This window comes from Mycobacterium sp. (assembly GCF_049278535.1).
Taxonomy (GTDB): domain Bacteria; phylum Actinomycetota; class Actinomycetes; order Mycobacteriales; family Mycobacteriaceae; genus Mycobacterium.
The window spans coordinates 14,673-31,865 of sequence record NZ_JBAPMI010000081.1; the positions used below are offsets into that span (position 1 = coordinate 14,673).

At 66.2% G+C, this 17,193-nt stretch carries 18 protein-coding genes; 6 read left to right on the plus strand and 12 right to left on the minus strand.

Features of this window, described 5'->3' with window-relative positions:
• Positions 1 to 389 precede the first annotated feature (389 nt).
• Together pstS and WAO18_RS05140 are read left to right on the plus strand one after the other, a co-directional pair.
• Positions 390 to 1,502 (plus strand): phosphate ABC transporter substrate-binding protein PstS, encoded by a 1,113-nt coding sequence (gene pstS / locus WAO18_RS05135; RefSeq protein WP_422204420.1) that lies wholly within the window; start codon positions 390 to 392, stop codon positions 1,500 to 1,502.
• Positions 1,503 to 1,591: 89 nt separating this feature from the next.
• Positions 1,592 to 2,785: a PPE family protein gene (locus tag WAO18_RS05140; RefSeq protein WP_422204421.1), complete on the plus strand. Its 1,194-nt coding sequence runs from the start codon at positions 1,592 to 1,594 to the stop codon at positions 2,783 to 2,785.
• Positions 2,786 to 2,805: 20 nt separating this feature from the next.
• Here WAO18_RS05140 and WAO18_RS05145 read toward each other — a convergent pair whose 3' ends face one another.
• From WAO18_RS05145 to WAO18_RS05165, 5 genes are all read right to left on the minus strand, one after another.
• The gene (locus tag WAO18_RS05145) at positions 2,806 to 3,033 is read right to left on the minus strand and encodes a hypothetical protein (protein ID WP_422204422.1); all 228 of its coding nucleotides are present in this window, start codon (positions 3,031 to 3,033) and stop codon (positions 2,806 to 2,808) included.
• Positions 3,034 to 3,074: 41 nt separating this feature from the next.
• A complete protein-coding gene (locus WAO18_RS05150; protein ID WP_422204424.1) occupies positions 3,075 to 3,338 on the minus strand; it encodes a DUF732 domain-containing protein in 264 nt (87 codons plus the stop codon).
• 243 nt (positions 3,339 to 3,581) lie between these two features.
• A complete protein-coding gene (gene nei2 / locus WAO18_RS05155; protein ID WP_422204426.1) occupies positions 3,582 to 4,337 on the minus strand; it encodes an endonuclease VIII Nei2 in 756 nt (251 codons plus the stop codon).
• A gap of 4 nt (positions 4,338 to 4,341) precedes the next feature.
• Positions 4,342 to 8,913, minus strand: coding sequence for an ATP-dependent helicase (locus WAO18_RS05160; protein ID WP_422204428.1), 4,572 nt, complete (start codon positions 8,911 to 8,913; stop codon positions 4,342 to 4,344).
• Between the two features lie 36 nt (positions 8,914 to 8,949).
• Positions 8,950 to 9,606 (minus strand): TetR/AcrR family transcriptional regulator, encoded by a 657-nt coding sequence (locus WAO18_RS05165; RefSeq protein WP_422204429.1) that lies wholly within the window; start codon positions 9,604 to 9,606, stop codon positions 8,950 to 8,952.
• A gap of 296 nt (positions 9,607 to 9,902) precedes the next feature.
• Between WAO18_RS05165 and WAO18_RS05170 the strand changes: the two genes are divergently transcribed.
• Both WAO18_RS05170 and WAO18_RS05175 read left to right on the plus strand, forming a co-directional pair.
• Positions 9,903 to 10,400, plus strand: coding sequence for a phosphate-starvation-inducible PsiE family protein (locus tag WAO18_RS05170; protein ID WP_422204431.1), 498 nt, complete (start codon positions 9,903 to 9,905; stop codon positions 10,398 to 10,400).
• Between the two features lie 21 nt (positions 10,401 to 10,421).
• Complete coding sequence (locus WAO18_RS05175; RefSeq protein WP_422204432.1) at positions 10,422 to 10,802, plus strand: hypothetical protein; 381 nt, start codon at positions 10,422 to 10,424, stop codon at positions 10,800 to 10,802.
• A 125-nt stretch (positions 10,803 to 10,927) separates the two neighbouring features.
• Here the strand turns inward: WAO18_RS05175 and WAO18_RS05180 are convergent, their stop codons facing one another.
• A complete protein-coding gene (locus tag WAO18_RS05180) occupies positions 10,928 to 11,077 on the minus strand; it encodes a hypothetical protein (protein WP_422204433.1) in 150 nt (49 codons plus the stop codon).
• 83 nt (positions 11,078 to 11,160) lie between these two features.
• Between WAO18_RS05180 and WAO18_RS05185 the strand changes: the two genes are divergently transcribed.
• Together WAO18_RS05185 and WAO18_RS05190 are read left to right on the plus strand one after the other, a co-directional pair.
• Positions 11,161 to 11,595, plus strand: a complete 435-nt coding sequence (locus tag WAO18_RS05185) for an ATP-binding protein (RefSeq protein WP_422204435.1) — start codon at positions 11,161 to 11,163, stop codon at positions 11,593 to 11,595.
• Positions 11,592 to 12,386 (plus strand): RNA polymerase sigma factor SigF, encoded by a 795-nt coding sequence (locus tag WAO18_RS05190; protein ID WP_422204436.1) that lies wholly within the window; start codon positions 11,592 to 11,594, stop codon positions 12,384 to 12,386. The genes WAO18_RS05185 and WAO18_RS05190 overlap by 4 nt, the downstream gene beginning before the upstream one ends.
• On the opposite strand, the gene WAO18_RS05195 is transcribed toward WAO18_RS05190, so the two are convergent.
• The 6 genes from WAO18_RS05195 to WAO18_RS05220 all read right to left on the minus strand — a co-directional run.
• Positions 12,366 to 12,812 carry an STAS domain-containing protein gene (locus WAO18_RS05195; protein ID WP_422204438.1) on the minus strand — a complete coding sequence of 149 codons (447 nt, stop codon included), beginning with the start codon at positions 12,810 to 12,812 and terminating at the stop codon, positions 12,366 to 12,368. The genes WAO18_RS05190 and WAO18_RS05195 overlap by 21 nt on opposite strands.
• Before the next feature lie 223 nt (positions 12,813 to 13,035).
• Entirely contained in the window at positions 13,036 to 13,371 is a 336-nt protein-coding gene (locus tag WAO18_RS05200; RefSeq protein WP_422204440.1) for a hypothetical protein, read from the minus strand.
• A gap of 23 nt (positions 13,372 to 13,394) precedes the next feature.
• A complete protein-coding gene (locus tag WAO18_RS05205) occupies positions 13,395 to 15,188 on the minus strand; it encodes an acetyl/propionyl/methylcrotonyl-CoA carboxylase subunit alpha (protein ID WP_422204442.1) in 1,794 nt (597 codons plus the stop codon).
• Between the two features lie 106 nt (positions 15,189 to 15,294).
• Entirely contained in the window at positions 15,295 to 15,714 is a 420-nt protein-coding gene (locus WAO18_RS05210) for a SufE family protein (protein WP_422204444.1), read from the minus strand.
• Entirely contained in the window at positions 15,714 to 16,604 is an 891-nt protein-coding gene (locus WAO18_RS05215) for a sulfurtransferase (RefSeq protein WP_422204446.1), read from the minus strand. The genes WAO18_RS05210 and WAO18_RS05215 overlap by 1 nt, the downstream gene beginning before the upstream one ends.
• Positions 16,605 to 16,663: 59 nt before the next feature.
• Positions 16,664 to 17,193, minus strand: a 530-nt coding sequence (locus WAO18_RS05220) for a Maf family protein (protein ID WP_422204447.1), incomplete at its 5' end; no start/stop codon positions are given.

The following is a 17,193-nucleotide window of genomic DNA, read 5'->3' on the forward strand; positions in this document are numbered from 1 at the left end:
TCAATTAATCGATATTTGTGATCAGACGCGTGATGTCCGAGGGATGCGACGCACGTCACTGAGCTGCAACATCAAGCCCGCCGTTGGTATTCCACGATATGCGTCCAGCGTCGCCGCGGCCGCAGGCGCGCGTCAACAGCGCGTGAACTTTGTCAGCGCACGCCGCCTGCGCATCGAGTACGCACGTGGAGGTGGGTACCACGGGTCGAGATCGTTAACGGGTGGGAAACTCAGGCTGAAATCGTGAGTCCGGTGTCCCATGCGAAAGCCGGGCATGATTGCCGAAGTGCGAATCTTGTTACGATGCCTCATGGATGCAAGCGGCACAGCAGTGTGGCGTCCTATGCGCCGGTGCGAATACCTCCTCGGTACCGTCTGAAGGAATTAGATTGAAGCTCAATCGATTCAACGCCGCACTGGGCATTCTAGTGACGGGCGTGCTGCTCTTATCAGCATGCGGCGGTCACAACAACGCTTCCGGCGGTGGTGCGAGCACGAGCGCTGCCCCGGTAAAGGTGACCTGCGGAGGCAAGCCGGCCCTGAAGGCCAGCGGCTCCACCGCTCAGAAAAACGCGATGAGCGAATTCGTCAAGAATTTTGCGCAAGCCTGCCCGGGCCAGTCGCTGGACTACACCGCCGATGATTCCAGTGCCGGGATTAACGACTTCCTCAGTAGCAAAAGCGATTTCGCCGGTTCTGATTCGACGCCGACCGCAAACGAGTACGCCAAGGCGCAGCAGCGGTGCAGTTCGCCGACGTGGAACCTGCCGATGGTGATCAGCCCGATCGCCATCGCCTTCAACGTCAAGGGCGTCGAATCGCTGATCCTGGACGGTCTGACCGCAGCCCAGATCTTCAACGGCCAGATCAATCAATGGAACGACGCCGCGATCCAGTTACAGAACCTGGGCGTGAAACTGCCCGCTGAGCCGATTCACGTCGTATTTCGTAGCGACGAATCAGGGACGACAGACAACTTCCAGCGGTATCTCGACACCGCGTCGCGAGGGACCTGGGGTTTCCCCGCCGGACGGAAGTTCAACGGTGGCGTCGGTGACGGTGCGGTCGGCAACGATGGCGCCGCTGAGGCGGTCAAGAACACCGAAGGCTCGATCACCTATCTCGCGTGGTCGTTCGCTCAGTCGCAACACCTGAACGCGGCCAGCATCATCACGTCGGCCGGTCCAGATCCGGTGGCAATCAGCCCCGAGTCGGTGGGCAAGACGATCTCCTCGGCCTGGTTCATCAAGAAGGGCGACGATCTGGCCCTCGACACCATCTCGTTCTACCGGCCCAACCAGCCCGGGGCGTACCCGATTGTGCTGGCGACATATGAGGTGGTGTGCTCGAAGTATCCGGACCCGCAGGTCGGCACGGCCGTTCGAGCATTTTTGCAGAGCGCTATCGGTACAGTTCAGAACAAATTGACCGCCGACGGTTACATACCAATTCCCGCTGAGTTCAGGCCACGGCTGCTTAACTCCATCAACGCCATCTCGTAAGGGGGCGATGCTCAATGTTCGAGGGTTCTTTTCACCGTGGTCAACCCGGTGTTCCAAGCGTTTCCCCACGGTAGTAAATGTTTTGAGTCATGGAGTTCACGACGCTGCCCCCTGAGGTGATCTCCGCACTGATTCATTCGGGACCAGGTGCGGAATCGCTGACCAATGCCGCTGCGGCGTGGCAACAGCTCAGCGCCAGTCTGGAAGACGCCGCGGACAACTTTGCCGCGTCGGTGTCCTCAGTTGACGAGTCGTGGTACGGCCCTTCCTCGATAGCGATGCTCCAGTCGGTCACGCCGTATGTGACGTGGCTGCGGACCACGGCGCTGCAGGCTCAGCAGACCGCCTCGGCGGCACGGTCCGCGGCGGCCGCGTTCAACTCTGTCCAAGCGGCGGTGGTGCCGACGGCCACGGTCGTGGCCAACCGGACGCGCCTGGCACACCTTTTGGCCACCAACACTTTTGGGAAAAATCTTCCGGCCATCGCTCAAACCGAATCTGAATACCAAACCATGTGGGCGAACAATTCGGCGGCGATGACCCGCTACCAAGCTGCCTCGTCCCAGGCCTCGACACTGCCGCAGTTGACGTCGCCGACCTCCAATACCAATCCGTCGGGCCTGACCGCGCAAGCCAGTTCGGCGGCACCGGCCGCCACCACCTCATCGGGGACCGCCGTGTCAGCGGCCACCCCCGGTGGGATCAACATCGGTATCGGGGACCCAGTAACCGGCTACATCGGTTTGGGGAACCAGTATGCCAACCAGTTCATCTCGTCCGGATTTCCGATCAACCTGCTCAGCTACCTGGCGCAGAACCAGTCGGCCCAGGCCTTGCAGGGTGTGAGCAGCCAGATCGGCCAGGGTGTCTCGGAAGGTGAAGACGCGCTGGGTGGGGCCGCGGCGAATCTGGGTGGGGGCGCGGCCGGAGCGTTGGGGGCGCTGGGCCAGGCCGGCGGCGGCGGAGGTCTGGGCGCGCTGGGCGCAGCCGGACTCGGCGAGATCAACACCTCGGCGGCGCTGGGCGCCGCGGTGCCAATGGGTAACCTGTCTGCGCCGCCCGGCGCTGCGCCACTGCTGTCCACGCCCGTACAGCTTGCGTCGGCGGCAACGCCGCTCGGCGCGGGCGGAGCTCCCGGCATGCCGATGATGCCGCCGCTCATGCCACCGCCGATTTCACCGGGAACCGGCTGGCGCAAACGCAAGGCGCAGAAATACGAAGACATCGCGATCGGCGCCGAGCTCAAGGGCAAGGTAATGAAGCCGCCGCCGTCGGCGGGATGACCGAAATCTCCTGAGTCAGTTCAGAAACCGGGACCCGGCGGGTTGCGATGCAGCGAATCGAGGCCCTGCTGGATGCCTTGATCCACTTGGCTCTTGACGTCGGGATTGCTGCTATGAATCCCGACGGCCGGGTTGCAGCTACAACTGAGGGTGCCGAACTGGCTGGGGTCGGCACCGGCCGGCGGTGCCGCAGCAACGGTCGCACCGAGCGCGACGACGGCGCCGACAATTAATTTCTCGATGATCAAAGATGCTCCGTTGGGGTTGATACCCCAGTATGCGGGAGTGGTCAGGCCCCCGCATGGCGAGGGCAGAACGCGGCGATGCTGACGCCGACGAAGAACCCGGCGTGGTAGCCGTCAAGACCACTCTGCTGCATCACGTCATTCGCGACGTCGCTCGATGCCCTGCCGCCGTCCAGCGCATCGCAGACCTGATGACCGGCGATGACCGCGGCCTGACCGGATGCGAAGGTAACCCCTTTGGCCTTCAACGCATTCAAGAAGCTGGCGTCGACGGCGTCGGCATGCGCGCTCGGTGCGGCTATTGCCATGGCGCTGAGCGAAGTGAAAACCAGGACGAGACCGGTCAGGATTGATCGCACAGGTTTGGGCGAACGCACGGGGGTGGTCGTCCTTTCTCATCCTGTCCGCTGAGCAGAACCGCGGGTATTGCCGACAGCGGGCAAAGCCGCTGACATTGCGATCATTGCATGCCGCGCCAGGACTTTTGAAGCGCGCGGTGCGGCCGTCGCGGACAAGCCCGGTCGTTAACCGAATGGCCATGCCTTGGCTGTTCACCGTTGGCAGGCCGGGCACCAGTACGCAACCCGCTCGCCGCCGTCGTCGCGCCTGATCGGCGTGGCGCAGCGACGACAGCTCTGGCCGGCTCGGCCGTACACCCACAGTTGCCGGCCGGCCCGGGTGTCTCCGGTGGTGGTGCGATTCTGGCGGAAGCGGTTGGCCCACAACATGTCGCGGGCGCGGGTGACCAGTCGGTGCGGATTGGTGATCGCGCTCACCGGTGCGGTGGGCAGGTGTCCGCTGACGAAGCACAACTCGTTGCAGTAGACATTGCCGATCCCGGCCATCACCTGCTGGTCGAGCAGCGCCTCGGCGATGGCGCGGTCGGGCGTTACTGTCAGGTTGGCGACGGCAACTTGGGGATCCCAGTCGTCGCCCAGCAGATCGGGTCCCAGATGATCAACGACGTCGCCGTCGTTGCCGCGGTCGAGGATCTCCAGCACGCCCAGGTCGATTCCGAGCGCGCGGATATCGCCGGCTTCCAGAATGATTCGGACCCGGTGGTCGGCGCGGCTCGGCCGCGACGTCACTCGCCAGCTGCCGTCCATTTTGAGATGTGAATGGATGCTGGCCGGGCCGACGCGAATGAACAAATGCTTACCGCGGCTGCACACCTCGTCGACGACACGACCGCTCAGGTCGACCGTGGCGAAGCGGGGGACTCGCACGTCGCAACGGGTCAGCGTGCGACCGACCAATGCCTTGCGCAGTGCCTCCGCGGTACGAAAAACGGTGTCACCCTCGGGCATGGGACTACCGCAGCCGCAGTCCGCGCGGAGTCCGGGCGAACCCCGCCTCGGACAGGGCCGCGACCACGGTGGACGACACCTGCGGCGCCAACACCGGCGCGCTGTTGATGCGCTCGATGAGGATGGAGTTGACCCGCCGCACCGAAACCAGGTCGGCTAGTGCGACGGCGGCGGCGTGGTTGGCGTCGGGGTCGTCGTCGGCGAAGCTCAGCAACGACCGCCCGCCGCGTTCGAGGAACCAGACCAGCTCGCCGTCCACCAGCACGACCAGCGCCCCGGCTTTGCGGCCGGGCCGGGCCGCCCCGTCGCCGTCCGAGCGCGACGGCCAGGCCAGCGCTGCCCCGTAAGGGTTCGCCGGGTCGGCGGCGGCCAGCACCACCGCCCGGTATTCCGGCTTCTCGGGGTCCACGCCATCGAGGTAGCTGCGCAGCCGGTCAACCGTGGATGCCACGGCGAACTGGGCACCGCCCAGCGACTCGACGAAGTAGCCGCGCTGGCATCGGCCGGCGTCCTCGAAAGCGGTCAGCACCTTGTACAGCGTGGCAAACCCGCCGGGCACTCCCTCGGCCATCACCGCACCCCTGGTCAGCACGCCATGTCTATTCAGCAGCAGGTCCGCCTGGTGCTGGGCCCGCACGGTGGAGTTTGCTTCGGGTGTCGGCAGCGCCGACCAGCGACCGGCAACGGTCGGATCAGCGGCCCGCGACTGCGGGTGCGCGACGCTGTAGCGACTCAGGCGAGGCGGTCGCCTGCCGCGTCCCTGCCGATGCGCCGGCGCGGATCGTTTCCGCGCGCCCGGGCCACCCGACAGCATCGCCCGCACCGGCGCGAAGGTGTCGCCGGTGACCCAGCCGGCCCAAATCAGCTCCCACAGTGCGGTTTTGAGCTCGGCTTCGCCGATGCCGTCCTGCGCCAACTGCCGAAAGAAGAATGCGCCGCCGCCGGCCAGCATGTCCAAGATGGCGCGATGGGTCGCGGTGAAGTCGATCTCTGAACCGGTGACCAGTGTCAGCGGCGCGGAATCGGCGGTGTGGAATGCCACCCAGCCATCGCTGCCGGAGATCGTGCCCGTCCCGGACCACATCACCTCGCCGGAGGCCAGCAGTTCGTCGAGCATCGCGGGGGAGTAGTCGCGCACGCGGGGCGCCAGCACCAGCGATTCGATCGCCGACGCGGGAAGTGGCACCCCGGCGAGCTGATCGATGACCGCTGCCAGGCCGTCCAAGCCGGAGTTGGCGGCCGAACCGCTGCGGACACCCACCCCGTGCCAGGCCGGCAGGAAACGCGCGTACGCGCTGGTGCTGACCGGCTCCACCTGCGCCCGCAGCGCCGCCAGCGATCTGCGTCGCAGGATCCGCAGCACGTCGGCGTCACACCATTGGTCGCCGACCGCCTCGGTGGAGAACTCACCGCGGACCAATCGTCCATCGGCGGCCAGCCGGCCCAACACATCGGCGGCAACCCGCAGCCCGAGGCCGAACCGGTTGGCGACGTCGGCGGTGGTGAACGGCGCGTGCGTGCGCGCGTAGCGGCCCAGCAGCTCACCCAGCGGATCGGCTACCGCCTCGGTGAAACTGGCCGGAACGCCCACCGGGACGGCCACCCCGACGCCGTCGCGCAGCCGGCCGATGTCCTCGATCGCCACCCACCAGCTGCGACCGGCGAAGGAGACCGGCAGCGCCCGCTTGGCCGCGAAGAGCGCTTCCAGCCAGCCGCCGACCTCGGCGCCACTGGCACGTTCGGCGATCTCGTCGCTGGTCAACGGGCCGAGCAGCCGCAGCAAGTCAGCGACCGCCTCGGCGTCGCGGGCGGCGCGATCGGCTGAAAGGTGCTGCAACTGCCGACCGGTACCAGCTACGACGTCGGGGTCGAGCAGCTCGCGTAGCTCGACGCGGCCCAGCAACTCGGCCAGCAGCGTGGGGTCCAGTGCGAGCGCCGCCGCCCGGCGTTCGGCCAGCGGGCTATCGCCCTCGTACATGAATGCCCCGACGTAGCCGAACAGCAGCGAGGCCGCGAACGGCGACGGCGTGGAGGTTTCGGTCTCCAGCAGGCGGATCTTGCGCGCCGCGATGTCGGTCATCAGCTCGGTCAACGTCGGCACGTCGTAGACGTCCTGAAGGCACTCGCGGACCGCCTCCAGCACGATCGGGAAGTCCGGGTACTTCCGGGCCACGTCAAGCAACTGCGCGGCGCGCTGACGCTGATGCCACAGTGGTGATCGCCGGCCGGGGTTTCGCCTCGGCAGCAACAGCGCTCGCGCCGCACATTCCCGGAACCGCGACGCGAACAGTGCCGAACCGCCCACCTCCGCGGTGACGATCGGGTCGATCTCGTCGGCGTCGAAGACGAACAGTTCGGCACCGGGTGGCGCGTCGCTCGAGTCGGCTCCGGACTCCGAGATGGTGTCGGGCAGCCGCACCACGATGCCGTCGTCGGAGGCGGTCGGTTTCTCGTCGATGCCGTAGCGATCGCGCAGCCGCCGGCTCACCGCCAGCGCAAGCGGGCCGTGCACCCGCAGGCCGTAGGGGGAATGCAGAATCACCCGCCAGTCGCCCAGCTCGTCGCGGAACCGCTCGATCAGCAGCGTGGTGTCGGTGGGCACCACGTTCGTGGCGGTCCGCTGATCATCCAGCAGCCGCCACAGGTTTTCCGTCGCATACTCGTTGAGTCCAAGTCCAGCACAACGACTTTCGAATTCGCCGCGAGCCAGCCCGGCCAGCTCGCCGGTGAACCGGCCGACCGCGCGGCCGAGCTCTGCGGGTCGGCCCGAATCGTCGCCGCGCCAGAACGGAAGCCGGGCCGGAGCGCCGGGCGCCGGTATCACCAGCACGCGGTCGTGGGTGATCTCGGTGATTCGCCAGCTGGTGGCGCCGAGCGCGATGACATCGCCGGTCCGTGACTCGTAGACCATCTCCTCGTCGAGTTCGCCTACTCGGGAAGGGTTTTCGGAGTCGGTGGCGAGGTAGACGGTAAAAAGGCCGCGGTCCGGGATGGCGCCGCCGGAGGTCACCGCGAGCCGCTGCGCACCGGGACGCGCCGTCACCACGCCGTTGTCCCGGTCGTAGACCAGACGTGGCCGCAGTTCGGCGAACTCGGTGGACGGATACTTGCCGGACAGCAGATCCAGGGTGGCTTCGAATGCGCTGCGCGGCAGCGTCGCAAACGGCGCGCTGCGCCTTACCGTGTCGAACCAGCGGTCGACGTCCAGTGCGTCCAGCGCGGCCGCGGCAACCGTATGCTGGGCCAGAATGTCCAACGGGTTCGTCGGCAACCGCATCGTCTCGATCTCGCCGCTGAGCATGCGCTGAACCGTTACCGCGCAACCGATCAAGTCGGTGCGGTGTTTGGGGAACAGCACCCCTTGGGAGATTTCGCCGACCTGGTGCCCGGCCCGCCCGATGCGCTGCAGGCCACTGGCCACCGACGGCGGCGCCTCCACCTGAATCACCAGGTCGACCGCGCCCATATCGATGCCCAATTCCAGGCTCGAGGTCGCCACGACCGCCTTCAACTGTCCGGTCTTCAGGTCTTCTTCGACGATGGCCCGTTGTTCCTTGCTGACCGAGCCGTGATGGGCACGGGCCAATAGTGCTGGGGCGCCGTAGGTTTGGCCGCTGCCGAGCAGGTGCGCAGGAGCGCCACCGGCCACCTTGGGGTTGGCCGCGGATGGCAGTTCGGTGCCGGTGCGTTCGGCGTGAATCTCGTTGAGCCGAGCGGTCAGTCGCTCAGCCAGCCGCCGCGAGTTGGCGAACACGATGGTCGAATTGTGCGATTCGACGAGGTCGACCAGTCGCGCCTCGACATCGGGCCAGATGCTGTTGTTCGCCAGGTTGGCCATATCGGGGACCGGGACCTGCACGGTCAGCTCGAAAGTCTTGGCCGCCGGTGGGGAGACGATGGTCGTCGGGGACGACCCCGACAAGAACCGGGCCACCTCTTCGGGCGGGCGCACGGTGGCCGACAACCCGATGCGCTGTGCCGGCGCAGCCAACATATCGTCGAGCCGTTCCAGCGAAAGGGCAAGGTGTGCACCCCGTTTGGTGCCCGCGATGGCATGCACCTCGTCCACGATCACGGTCTGCACGCCGGCCAGGGTCTGCCGGGCCGCCGACGTCAACATCAAAAACAGCGACTCCGGCGTCGTGATCAGCACGTCGGGTGGGTTGCTGACGAGCTGTCGGCGGCGGGCCGGCGACGTATCGCCGGACCGCAGCCCGACGGTGATCTCCGGTGCGGGCAGCCCCTGCTGCGCGGCGACCCGGGCCATCCCGGCCAGCGGAGTCCGCAGGTTGCGCTCGACGTCGACGGCCAGCGCCTTCAGCGGCGAGACGTAGAGCACCCGGGTGCCGGCTGCTCGCTCGCTGCGCGGTGCACCTGCCAGTGTGTCGATGGCCCATAGGAAGGCCGCCAGCGTCTTACCCGAGCCGGTTGGAGCGATGACCAGCGTGTTGTGGCCGTCGGCGATCGCCGACCAGGCGTCAGCCTGCGCGGGCGTCGGCGCAGCGAAGGTCCCGGCGAACCAGTCGCGGGTGACGACGCTGAACCGCGCAAGCGCGTCGTCAGGTACAGCGGTCATCCAGCCATCATGACAACTGGGTACGACACAAACGCGTCAACGCTGGTCGGGCGCGACCGCCTTGGCGAGTTGCTCGGGGACATCGTTCACCCGAATGATCGCGTCGAGCAGTGAATGGGCGCAGGAATTGCTGAGTTGACCCGCGTCGGTATCCGGGTGGATGATCCGCTGCCGGCAGATCTCGAAGGTCAGCGCGAGCCAACCGTGGATGACGATCCGCAGGTCGCGCTCGACGGCTGGCTCGAGATTGCTGCCCGACCCGTCAACCTCGACGATGCGGCTCATGATGTGTTCCATCTGCCGGTCCTTGGCCTCGTCGTCGATGCCGAGCAGGACTGGATCGGAACGGCCGAGTCCGACGTACGCGGCCCAGGCGGCGTGCGGGTGCTCCTGGTGGTACTGCATGTAGGCGAGTACGCCGTCCCGCACCTCCTCGAAGAGGTTCTGGCCCGGCGTCGGCGGAAGGTTGGTGGTCTCGAACAGCTGGTCGGCTTGTCCCTTGACGACCGCGGCGAAGAATGCCCGCTTGTCCGGGAAGTAGTGGTACATCAACGCCCGTGATACGCCGGCCCGCTCGGCGATCTCGTCGATGCGGACCTCGTCGTACGGCCGTTGCCCGAAAACCTCCGCGCCTAAGGCCAGCAACTCGGCGCGGCGGTCATCCGGAGATAACCGGCGCCGGGGCGTTCGCATAGAGCAGATGGTACTGGTCGATCCTTTGCGCAGGTCCGCAACGGTCTCCGAAGCCCATGCAAACTTCTGTTCATCGTGGTGCCCGTCGGCGCCCGACGCGCACTCGGCATCGGCCGCGAATCCTCGAATCGTCGTCTACCAGCGCTTTCATCGGCTCAGCGAAGCATTTGGTGGCTCCTGATGGTTGCCCGGCCCGCACGACGGGCAACACGCGCCGGCCAGCATCTCAAACTTGCGCACGCCGCGGGCGCAATAGAAGTCAGCGCATCGGCGTACTGGTCGACGGTTTCGAGACCGTGATCTACGCGATCGCCTTCGTGCTCCTGGTGGCGGCCGCTGTGCTGGTTGTGATCGGTGGGGCAGAGGCCGTCGTGCAGGGCGCGACTCACAAGGTCAATACGCTGCAGGGTGGCGTCGCGATCCTCGACCGAGTCTTGATGGTGCTGATCATCGCCGAGATCGCGGCAACCTTGCGCGCTGTACTGCTGTATCACGAAATCGCTGCAGAGCCTTTCCTTTTCATCGGACTGATTGCCTACGTGCGGCGGATTCTGATCGTGACCGCGGCATCCGAGCAGGTGCATTCCGACAAGGAGCTCAACCGCCCTACTGCTCGAACTCGGCGCGCTTGGGCTGCTTGTCATCGGCATCGCGTCGGCGATCTTCATGATCCGCTACAGCGCTCGACACGCAGTGCCGACGCAATGCCGAAAACGGCTGAGCTTACCGCCGCGACTGGTTTACCAGCGCCGCGTCGGCGGGTATACGCATGTGGCGCGTGTGTCCGCGCGTGACAGCGTATAGAGGATCCCCCGATGCAAACGCAACAACAACCCTCGACCGGCGACCGCCTCGGTCGCGAAGACAACGAAGTGCACTCTGCCGTTCGGTTCGCCGTGCTTGCCGCGCTTGCCGGAGTGGGCTTTCTGATCGTGGCCGCACTGTGGGACAGCACCTGCAAGGGCGCCATGTCCATCGACACCGTGGCATGTGGGGCACCGCAGCTGACCATCCTGGCGCTCGGCGCGCCGCTGATTCTGCTGGTCGCAGGCATCTGGGCCTTCGTCCGCACCTACCGCGTCTGGCATGACCACGGAGTCTGGTGGGGATGGCAGGGCGCCGGCTGGTTTCTGATGATTCTGATGTTCGTCACGCTCACGATGGGCGCCCCGATCGCCGGACCCGTGTTGACTTGAGTTCGCGCCCAGTCCAGGCGTCTCTTTCGTTGCGCGTTCTTAACGGTCAGATCTGGTTTCATTTGGTGGCGCTTGTGGGTATTTGCTCTTGACCATGAGGAGCGTGTCGGCGGATGGTCCGCCCGTCACCCGATCATGGGAGACAAGATCACGAATGCGATGACATAAATGCCCACTGCGATCAGAACGAGGATCACCAACGTGATGACAGATATCAGCGCTATGCGCCGAATGCGGCGTGTGCGCTGGATTTCCGTCGCTTCGTTCGAATCCATGGCAGGTGGAATACCCGGCGGCGATCATGACTAACCAGCTCGAGCGCGAGGGTAGTGTCGGTCAAACTATGCAGGGAGGCCCGATGACCGTTGCTGCGAAGGCTGTGACGAACCAGCAACGCGGCGAGCGCGCGATTGAATTGCGCGTCGCGGCGAAACTGGAGAACCTGGCTGTTCTGCGCACGCTGGTGGGGGCCGTCGGCACCTTTGAGGACCTGGATTTCGACGCGGTAGCCGATCTGCGGCTTGCGGTCGACGAAGTCTGCACCCGGTTGATCCGCTCAGCCATTCCGGGGGCCACGCTGGCGATCGTGGTCGATCCGCGCGACGACGAACTCAAGGTCGAAGCGTCGACGACATGCGACAGCGACGACGTGGTGACGCCGGGCAGCTTCAGTTGGCATGTGCTGACATCGCTGACCGATGACGTACAGACATTCCACGACGATCATGGATCGGACGGCCATCGCGTTTTCGGAGTCACGCTGACCACGAGAAGGGCGGGCTCTCACAGGTGAAACCGCGAGCTGTAGGCGGTTCCTCTTCATCTCGTCCCAATGAATACGCCGACGTTCCCGACATGTTTCGTGAGCTGTCCACTCTCGAGGCCGACTCGTCCGACTTCCAGCGTCATCGAGACAAGATCGTCGAGCGTTGCCTGCCGTTGGCCGACCACATCGCCCGGCGCTTCGAGGGACGCGGGGAACCGCGCGACGACCTGGTTCAGGTGGCCCGGGTCGGACTGGTAAACGCGGTCGCCCGCTTCGACGTGGAGACCGGCTCCGACTTCGTCTCCTTCGCGGTGCCCACGATCATGGGGGAGGTCCGGCGGCATTTCCGCGACAACAGCTGGTCGGTCAAGGTCCCGCGGCGTCTGAAGGAACTGCACCTGCGGCTCGGCACGGCGACCGCCGACCTGTCGCAGCGGCTCGGCCGTGCACCCACCGCGACCGAACTCGCGCATGAGCTCGAGATGGATCGCGCCGAAGTCATCGAGGGCCTGGTGGCGGGCAGTTCGTACAACACGCTGTCCATTGACAGCGGTGGCAGCGGCAGCGGCGATGAGGAAGCCCGCGCCATTGCCGACACGCTCGGCGACGTCGATACCGGGCTGGAGCGGATCGAGAACCGCGAGGCGCTGCGACCGCTGCTCGAAGGGCTGCCCGAGCGAGAGCGAACCGTGTTGGTGCTCAGGTTCTTCGACTCGATGACGCAGACGCAGATCGCCGAGCGGGTCGGCATTTCACAGATGCACGTCTCGCGACTGCTGGCTAAGTCGCTGGCCCGGTTACGGGACGAGTTGGAATAGCCGGTTCGGGTCGTGGTCCTCGTCGTCCGGCACATCGTGTACCGAAGAAGCCAACGGCAGCGTGTTGTCCGGGTCGCAGATCCGAAGTAGCCGCGACACCGCCTTGTTTGGGACCACCGCCCAGCGCAGATTGACCCCCGCGCACTTCACGTTGATCAGGTGCAGCGCCGAAAAGCCAGCGGTGCCAAAGAATTTCAGGCGACTCAGGTCCAGGATCAGCGGCGTGGAGTGAACGATGCAGAGGTCGAAGAAGTCGGCGAGCTGACTGGCATTGGAGGCGTCGAGCTCACCATCGACGGTGACCAGAACACGGGACGAGTCCCACTCCGCGGTGAACCGTGCGGAATGGTTCTCCCATGCAGGCGGAGGAACTGTCGCCTCGGTTCCATGAACCGACGAAGCGAAGTTCGGGTGCAGAGCAGACATCTAGTGACTCCATCAGTCGACAAGCAATCTGTGGATCACGTCAAGCGGTTGGCTTCCGCGCGTGAGGAAAAACTGGGGAGTCCAGCCTCCCCTCACGTCAATTAACGCTGTGGAAGGGCGGCTGCGAACTCAACCTGTTTGTCAGAATACCCCGACCACTGTGCGCCGACAACGTATATGGATGTTTCTCAGAAAGCCTGGTCGCCGCATGGGGCCGGTGGCTTCAGCCTGAATGATGTTCAGGGTCAACGATTGCGGCGGCAAATCGCCGGACCGACTCGGCTGCCGCGCCGGCCGCGTCGTCGTGGCCCGCGCGCCCTCGGGCGGCGATCGCGCCGCTTGCCGGATCCAGCGTTACCTCGGCCAGCAGTTCACCGGTGGTGGGTTCACATACCGCCCACGAGTAACGCGAGTCGGCGGCCCAGTGGGCGTCACTGCGGGCCACGTACTCCGGGTCGGTTACGCCGAGATCGGCCAGCGCGCGACGGTCGTCGATGCGGCCGTCGGCACGCAGGCCGCGCAGATACCACTGCCCGGCGTTGATCTCGATGGGGTCCAAGTCCGGGGGCGATGCCGGCCGCGCTACTTGATCTCGGCGAGCACCGTGCCCTGGGTGATGGCAGCCCCGGTTTCGACGGCCAATCCGGTGATCACACCGTCCTTGTGCGCGGTGACCGGGTTCTCCATCTTCATGGCCTCCAAGACCACCACCAGATCGCCGGTCGAGACCTCTTGGCCCTCCTCGACGGCAACCTTGACCACAGTGCCCTGCATCGGGGCGGTCACCGCGTCACCGGACGCCGCGGCGCCGCCGGCGGCACCGCGCTTGCGCGGCTTGGGCTTCTTGCGGACGACACCCGCTGCGTCGCCACCGCCGTTGGACAGCGCCAAGTCACCGGGCAGCGAGACCTCGAGTCGGCGGCCACCGACCTCGACGACGACCTTCTGACGCGGCAGGGCTTCGTCCTCCTCGATGGGCTCGCCGGCGGTGAAGGGTTCGATGGTGTTGTCCCACTCGGTCTCGATCCAACGGGTGTGCACCGTGAAGCCCTGGTCGTCACCGATGAACGCCGGGTCGGACACCACGGCGCGGTGGAACGGGATGACGGTGGCCAGGCCCTCGATGTGGAACTCGTCCAGGGCGCGGCGGGAGCGCGCAAGCGCCTCTTCGCGGGTGGCGCCGTACACGATCAGCTTGGACAGCATCGAGTCGAACTGACCGCCGATCACCGAACCGGCCTCGACGCCGGAGTCCAGCCGGACACCGGGGCCGGTGGGGATGTCGTAGCGGGTGACCGGACCGGGCGCCGGCAAGAAGCCGCGTCCGGCGTCCTCGCCGTTGATCCGGAACTCGATGGCGTGCCCACGCGGGGTGGGGTCCTCGGTGATGTCCAGCGCCTCGCCGTTGGCGATCTTGAACTGCTGCAGCACCAGGTCGACGCCCGCGGTCTCTTCGGTGACGGGATGCTCGACCTGAAGACGGGTGTTGACCTCCAGGAAGGAGATCAGCCCGTCCTGCCCCACCAAATACTCGACGGTGCCGGCGCCGTAGTAGTGCGCCTCTTTGCAGATCCGCTTGGCGGATTCGTGAATCTCCTTACGCTGCGCGTCGGTCAGGAACGGCGCGGGCGCCTCCTCGACCAGCTTCTGGAAGCGGCGCTGCAGCGAGCAGTCGCGGGTGCCGGCGACAATGACGTTGCCGTGCTGGTCGGCGATGACCTGCGCCTCGACGTGGCGCGGCTTGTCCAGGTAGCGCTCGACGAAGCATTCGCCGCGGCCGAACGCCGCCACCGCCTCGCGGGTCGCCGACTCGAACAGCTCCGGGATCTCCTCGATGGTCCGGGCCACCTTCATGCCGCGCCCGCCGCCGCCGAAGGCCGCCTTGATCGCGATCGGCACGCCGTACTCCTTGGCGAAGGCGACCACTTCGTCGGCGTCCTTCACCGGCTCAGGGGTACCGGGTACCAGCGGGGCCTGTGCGCGGGCGGCGATGTGCCGCGCGGTGACCTTGTCGCCGAGGTCGCGGATGGACTGCGGGCTGGGCCCGATCCAGATCAGGCCGGCGTCGATCACCGCCTGGGCGAAGTCGGCGTTTTCCGACAGGAAGCCGTAGCCAGGGTGAATCGCGTTGGCGCCGGACTTGCTGGCCGCCTCCAACAGCTTGCCGAAGTCCAGGTAGGACTCCGCCGAGGTCTGACCGCCCAGCGCGAAGGCCTCGTCGGCGAGCTTCACGTGCGGGGCGTCGGCGTCGGGCTCGGCGTACACCGCCACGCTGGGCAGTCCCGCGTCCTTGGCCGCGCGGATGACCCGCACCGCGATCTCACCGCGGTTGGCGACAAGAACCTTCGAGATCGTCGAGCTGGCGTGACTGGCCACTTCGCCTCCTGGTGCGCACGTCTGGTGATGTCTAAGAGAAATTCTTACAAGTCGTTTCGGGGAAGTTTAAGCGCCGCGCCGTGAGCGGCAAGACCCGGTGTCTACTTCAGTCAGACTCCCGCACTCGGCGCTTGATCCGGGCCAGCATCGCCGACATGCCACGCAGCCGCAATGGACTGATCAGCTCGGCCAAACCGAGTTCGGTATAGAAGTCCTCGGGCACCGCCAGGATGTCGGCGGCGGGCTGCTGGTCAAGGCCGGTGGCCAGGATGGACGCGAAGCCTCGGGTGGTGGGCGCCTCGGCGGGCGCGCTGAAATACAGCCGAACTCGGCCCGGGTCGTGGGCGTCGACGTGCAAAAACAGCGGTGACTGGCATTCGGGGACCGGCTCCATCGCCGCTTCCTCGAGGTCATCGGGCAGCGCCGGGAGGTCGTCGGCGAATTCCAGCAGCAGCTTGAGCTTGTCCTGGCCTTGGACGTCGCCGAAGTCGGCGACCACCTCGGCCAGCGGCGCGGGCATGTTCATCAGGCGGGGACGGCTCCCGGGCTCTCGCCGGCGACGATCGGCACCCGCACGGCGTTACCCCACTCGGTCCACGAACCGTCGTAATTGCGCACGCCTGGGATGCCCAGCAGGTGGGTCAACACGAACCAGGTATGACTGGACCGCTCGCCGATACGGCAGTAGACGACGGTCTTGTCGTCCGGCTCGATGAACCCGTAGAGCTCCTGGAGCTCGGCCCGGCCGCGGAACCGCCCGCTGTCGTCAGCAGCCTTCGCCCACGGAATGGAGCGCGCCGAAGGGATGTGGCCGGCGCGCAATGCGCCTTCCTCCGGGTAGTCGGGCATGTGTGTGCGCTTGCCGGTGTACTCCTCGGGCGAGCGGACATCGATCAGTGGCTCAGAACCCAACACCGCCAGCACGTCGTCTTTGAACGCCCGGATCGGCGCATCGTTGCGCTCGACGACGGGATAGCCGGAGGAGGTTCGGCTCGGAACATCCAGCGTGGTGTCACGCCCGTCGTGCATCCACAGGTCGCGTCCGCCGTTGAGCAGCCGCACATCCGGGTGGCCGAACAGCGTGAAGACCCACAACGCGTATGCCGCCCACCAGTTGCTCTTGTCGCCGTAGATCACCACGGTGTCGTCGCGCGAAATCCCTTTGCGGTCCATCAATTCCGCGAACTGCCTGCCGTTGATGTAATCGCGCACCCGCGGGTCGTTGAGGTCGGTGTGCCAGTCGACTTTGACCGCGCCGGGGATGTGGCCGACGTCGTAGAGCAGGACGTCTTCATCGGATTCGACGATGGCAAGTCCGGGCCGGCCCAGGTTGCCGGCCAGCCAGTCGGCCGTGACCAGCCGTTCCGGGTGGGCGTAAGCGCTCAGCGTTGGGCTGGGATCTGCTGGTAGAGGCACACCGCGAGCCTACCTGCCGGTTAACGTCGGCCGCTGCGGCGTTGACGCCGGCGACAGTTCTACGCGGATGCCGGATTAGCGGCCCACAGATCGGCGACCGAAACGCCGACACGTGCCAGCAGAGCCCTGGTCTTCGGCAGGCTCAGGCCGATGATGTTCGACGGGTCGCCGTCGATCCGGTCAATGAACCAACCGCCCAGCCCGTCCAGTGTGAAGGCGCCGGCGACGGCCAACGGCTCGCCGCTGTCTAGATAGGCTTCCAGTTCCGTTGCTGTCGGCGTGCCGAAATGCACTGTGGTGAAAAATGATTCGGCTACCCGCTGGATAACGTTGCCGTCGCTGAGTCGGACCAGGCAGTGGCCGGTGTGCAGCTGACCGGGCCGGCCGCCCATCGACTGCCACTCGCGCCGCGCCGCGTCGATGGATGCGGGCTTGCCGACCAGCCGGCCCTCGATGAGGAGCATCGAATCACAACCAATGACAACGCAATCCGCGGCGACCCCGGCGTCCAGGACGGTCGCGACGTGATCGGCTTTGGCTTCGGCCAGGCTGCGAACCACGCTGCCGGCAGCGGCGTCCGGTCCCAGCC

What these genes read in the sequence shown, in the direction of transcription:
- WAO18_RS05140 (WP_422204421.1), top strand. Translation starts at nt 1,592, where the DNA reads ATGGAGTTCACGACGCTGCCCCCTGAGGTGATCTCCGCACTGATTCAT.
- WAO18_RS05150 (WP_422204424.1), bottom strand. Translation starts at nt 3,338, where the DNA reads ATGGCAATAGCCGCACCGAGCGCGCATGCCGACGCCGTCGACGCCAGC.
- nei2 (WP_422204426.1), bottom strand. Translation starts at nt 4,337, where the DNA reads ATGCCCGAGGGTGACACCGTTTTTCGTACCGCGGAGGCACTGCGCAAG.
- WAO18_RS05160 (WP_422204428.1), bottom strand. Translation starts at nt 8,913, where the DNA reads ATGACCGCTGTACCTGACGACGCGCTTGCGCGGTTCAGCGTCGTCACC.
- WAO18_RS05165 (WP_422204429.1), bottom strand. Translation starts at nt 9,606, where the DNA reads ATGCGAACGCCCCGGCGCCGGTTATCTCCGGATGACCGCCGCGCCGAG.
- WAO18_RS05175 (WP_422204432.1), top strand. Translation starts at nt 10,422, where the DNA reads ATGCAAACGCAACAACAACCCTCGACCGGCGACCGCCTCGGTCGCGAA.
- WAO18_RS05180 (WP_422204433.1), bottom strand. Translation starts at nt 11,077, where the DNA reads ATGGATTCGAACGAAGCGACGGAAATCCAGCGCACACGCCGCATTCGG.
- WAO18_RS05185 (WP_422204435.1), top strand. Translation starts at nt 11,161, where the DNA reads ATGACCGTTGCTGCGAAGGCTGTGACGAACCAGCAACGCGGCGAGCGC.
- WAO18_RS05195 (WP_422204438.1), bottom strand. Translation starts at nt 12,812, where the DNA reads ATGTCTGCTCTGCACCCGAACTTCGCTTCGTCGGTTCATGGAACCGAG.
- WAO18_RS05210 (WP_422204444.1), bottom strand. Translation starts at nt 15,714, where the DNA reads ATGAACATGCCCGCGCCGCTGGCCGAGGTGGTCGCCGACTTCGGCGAC.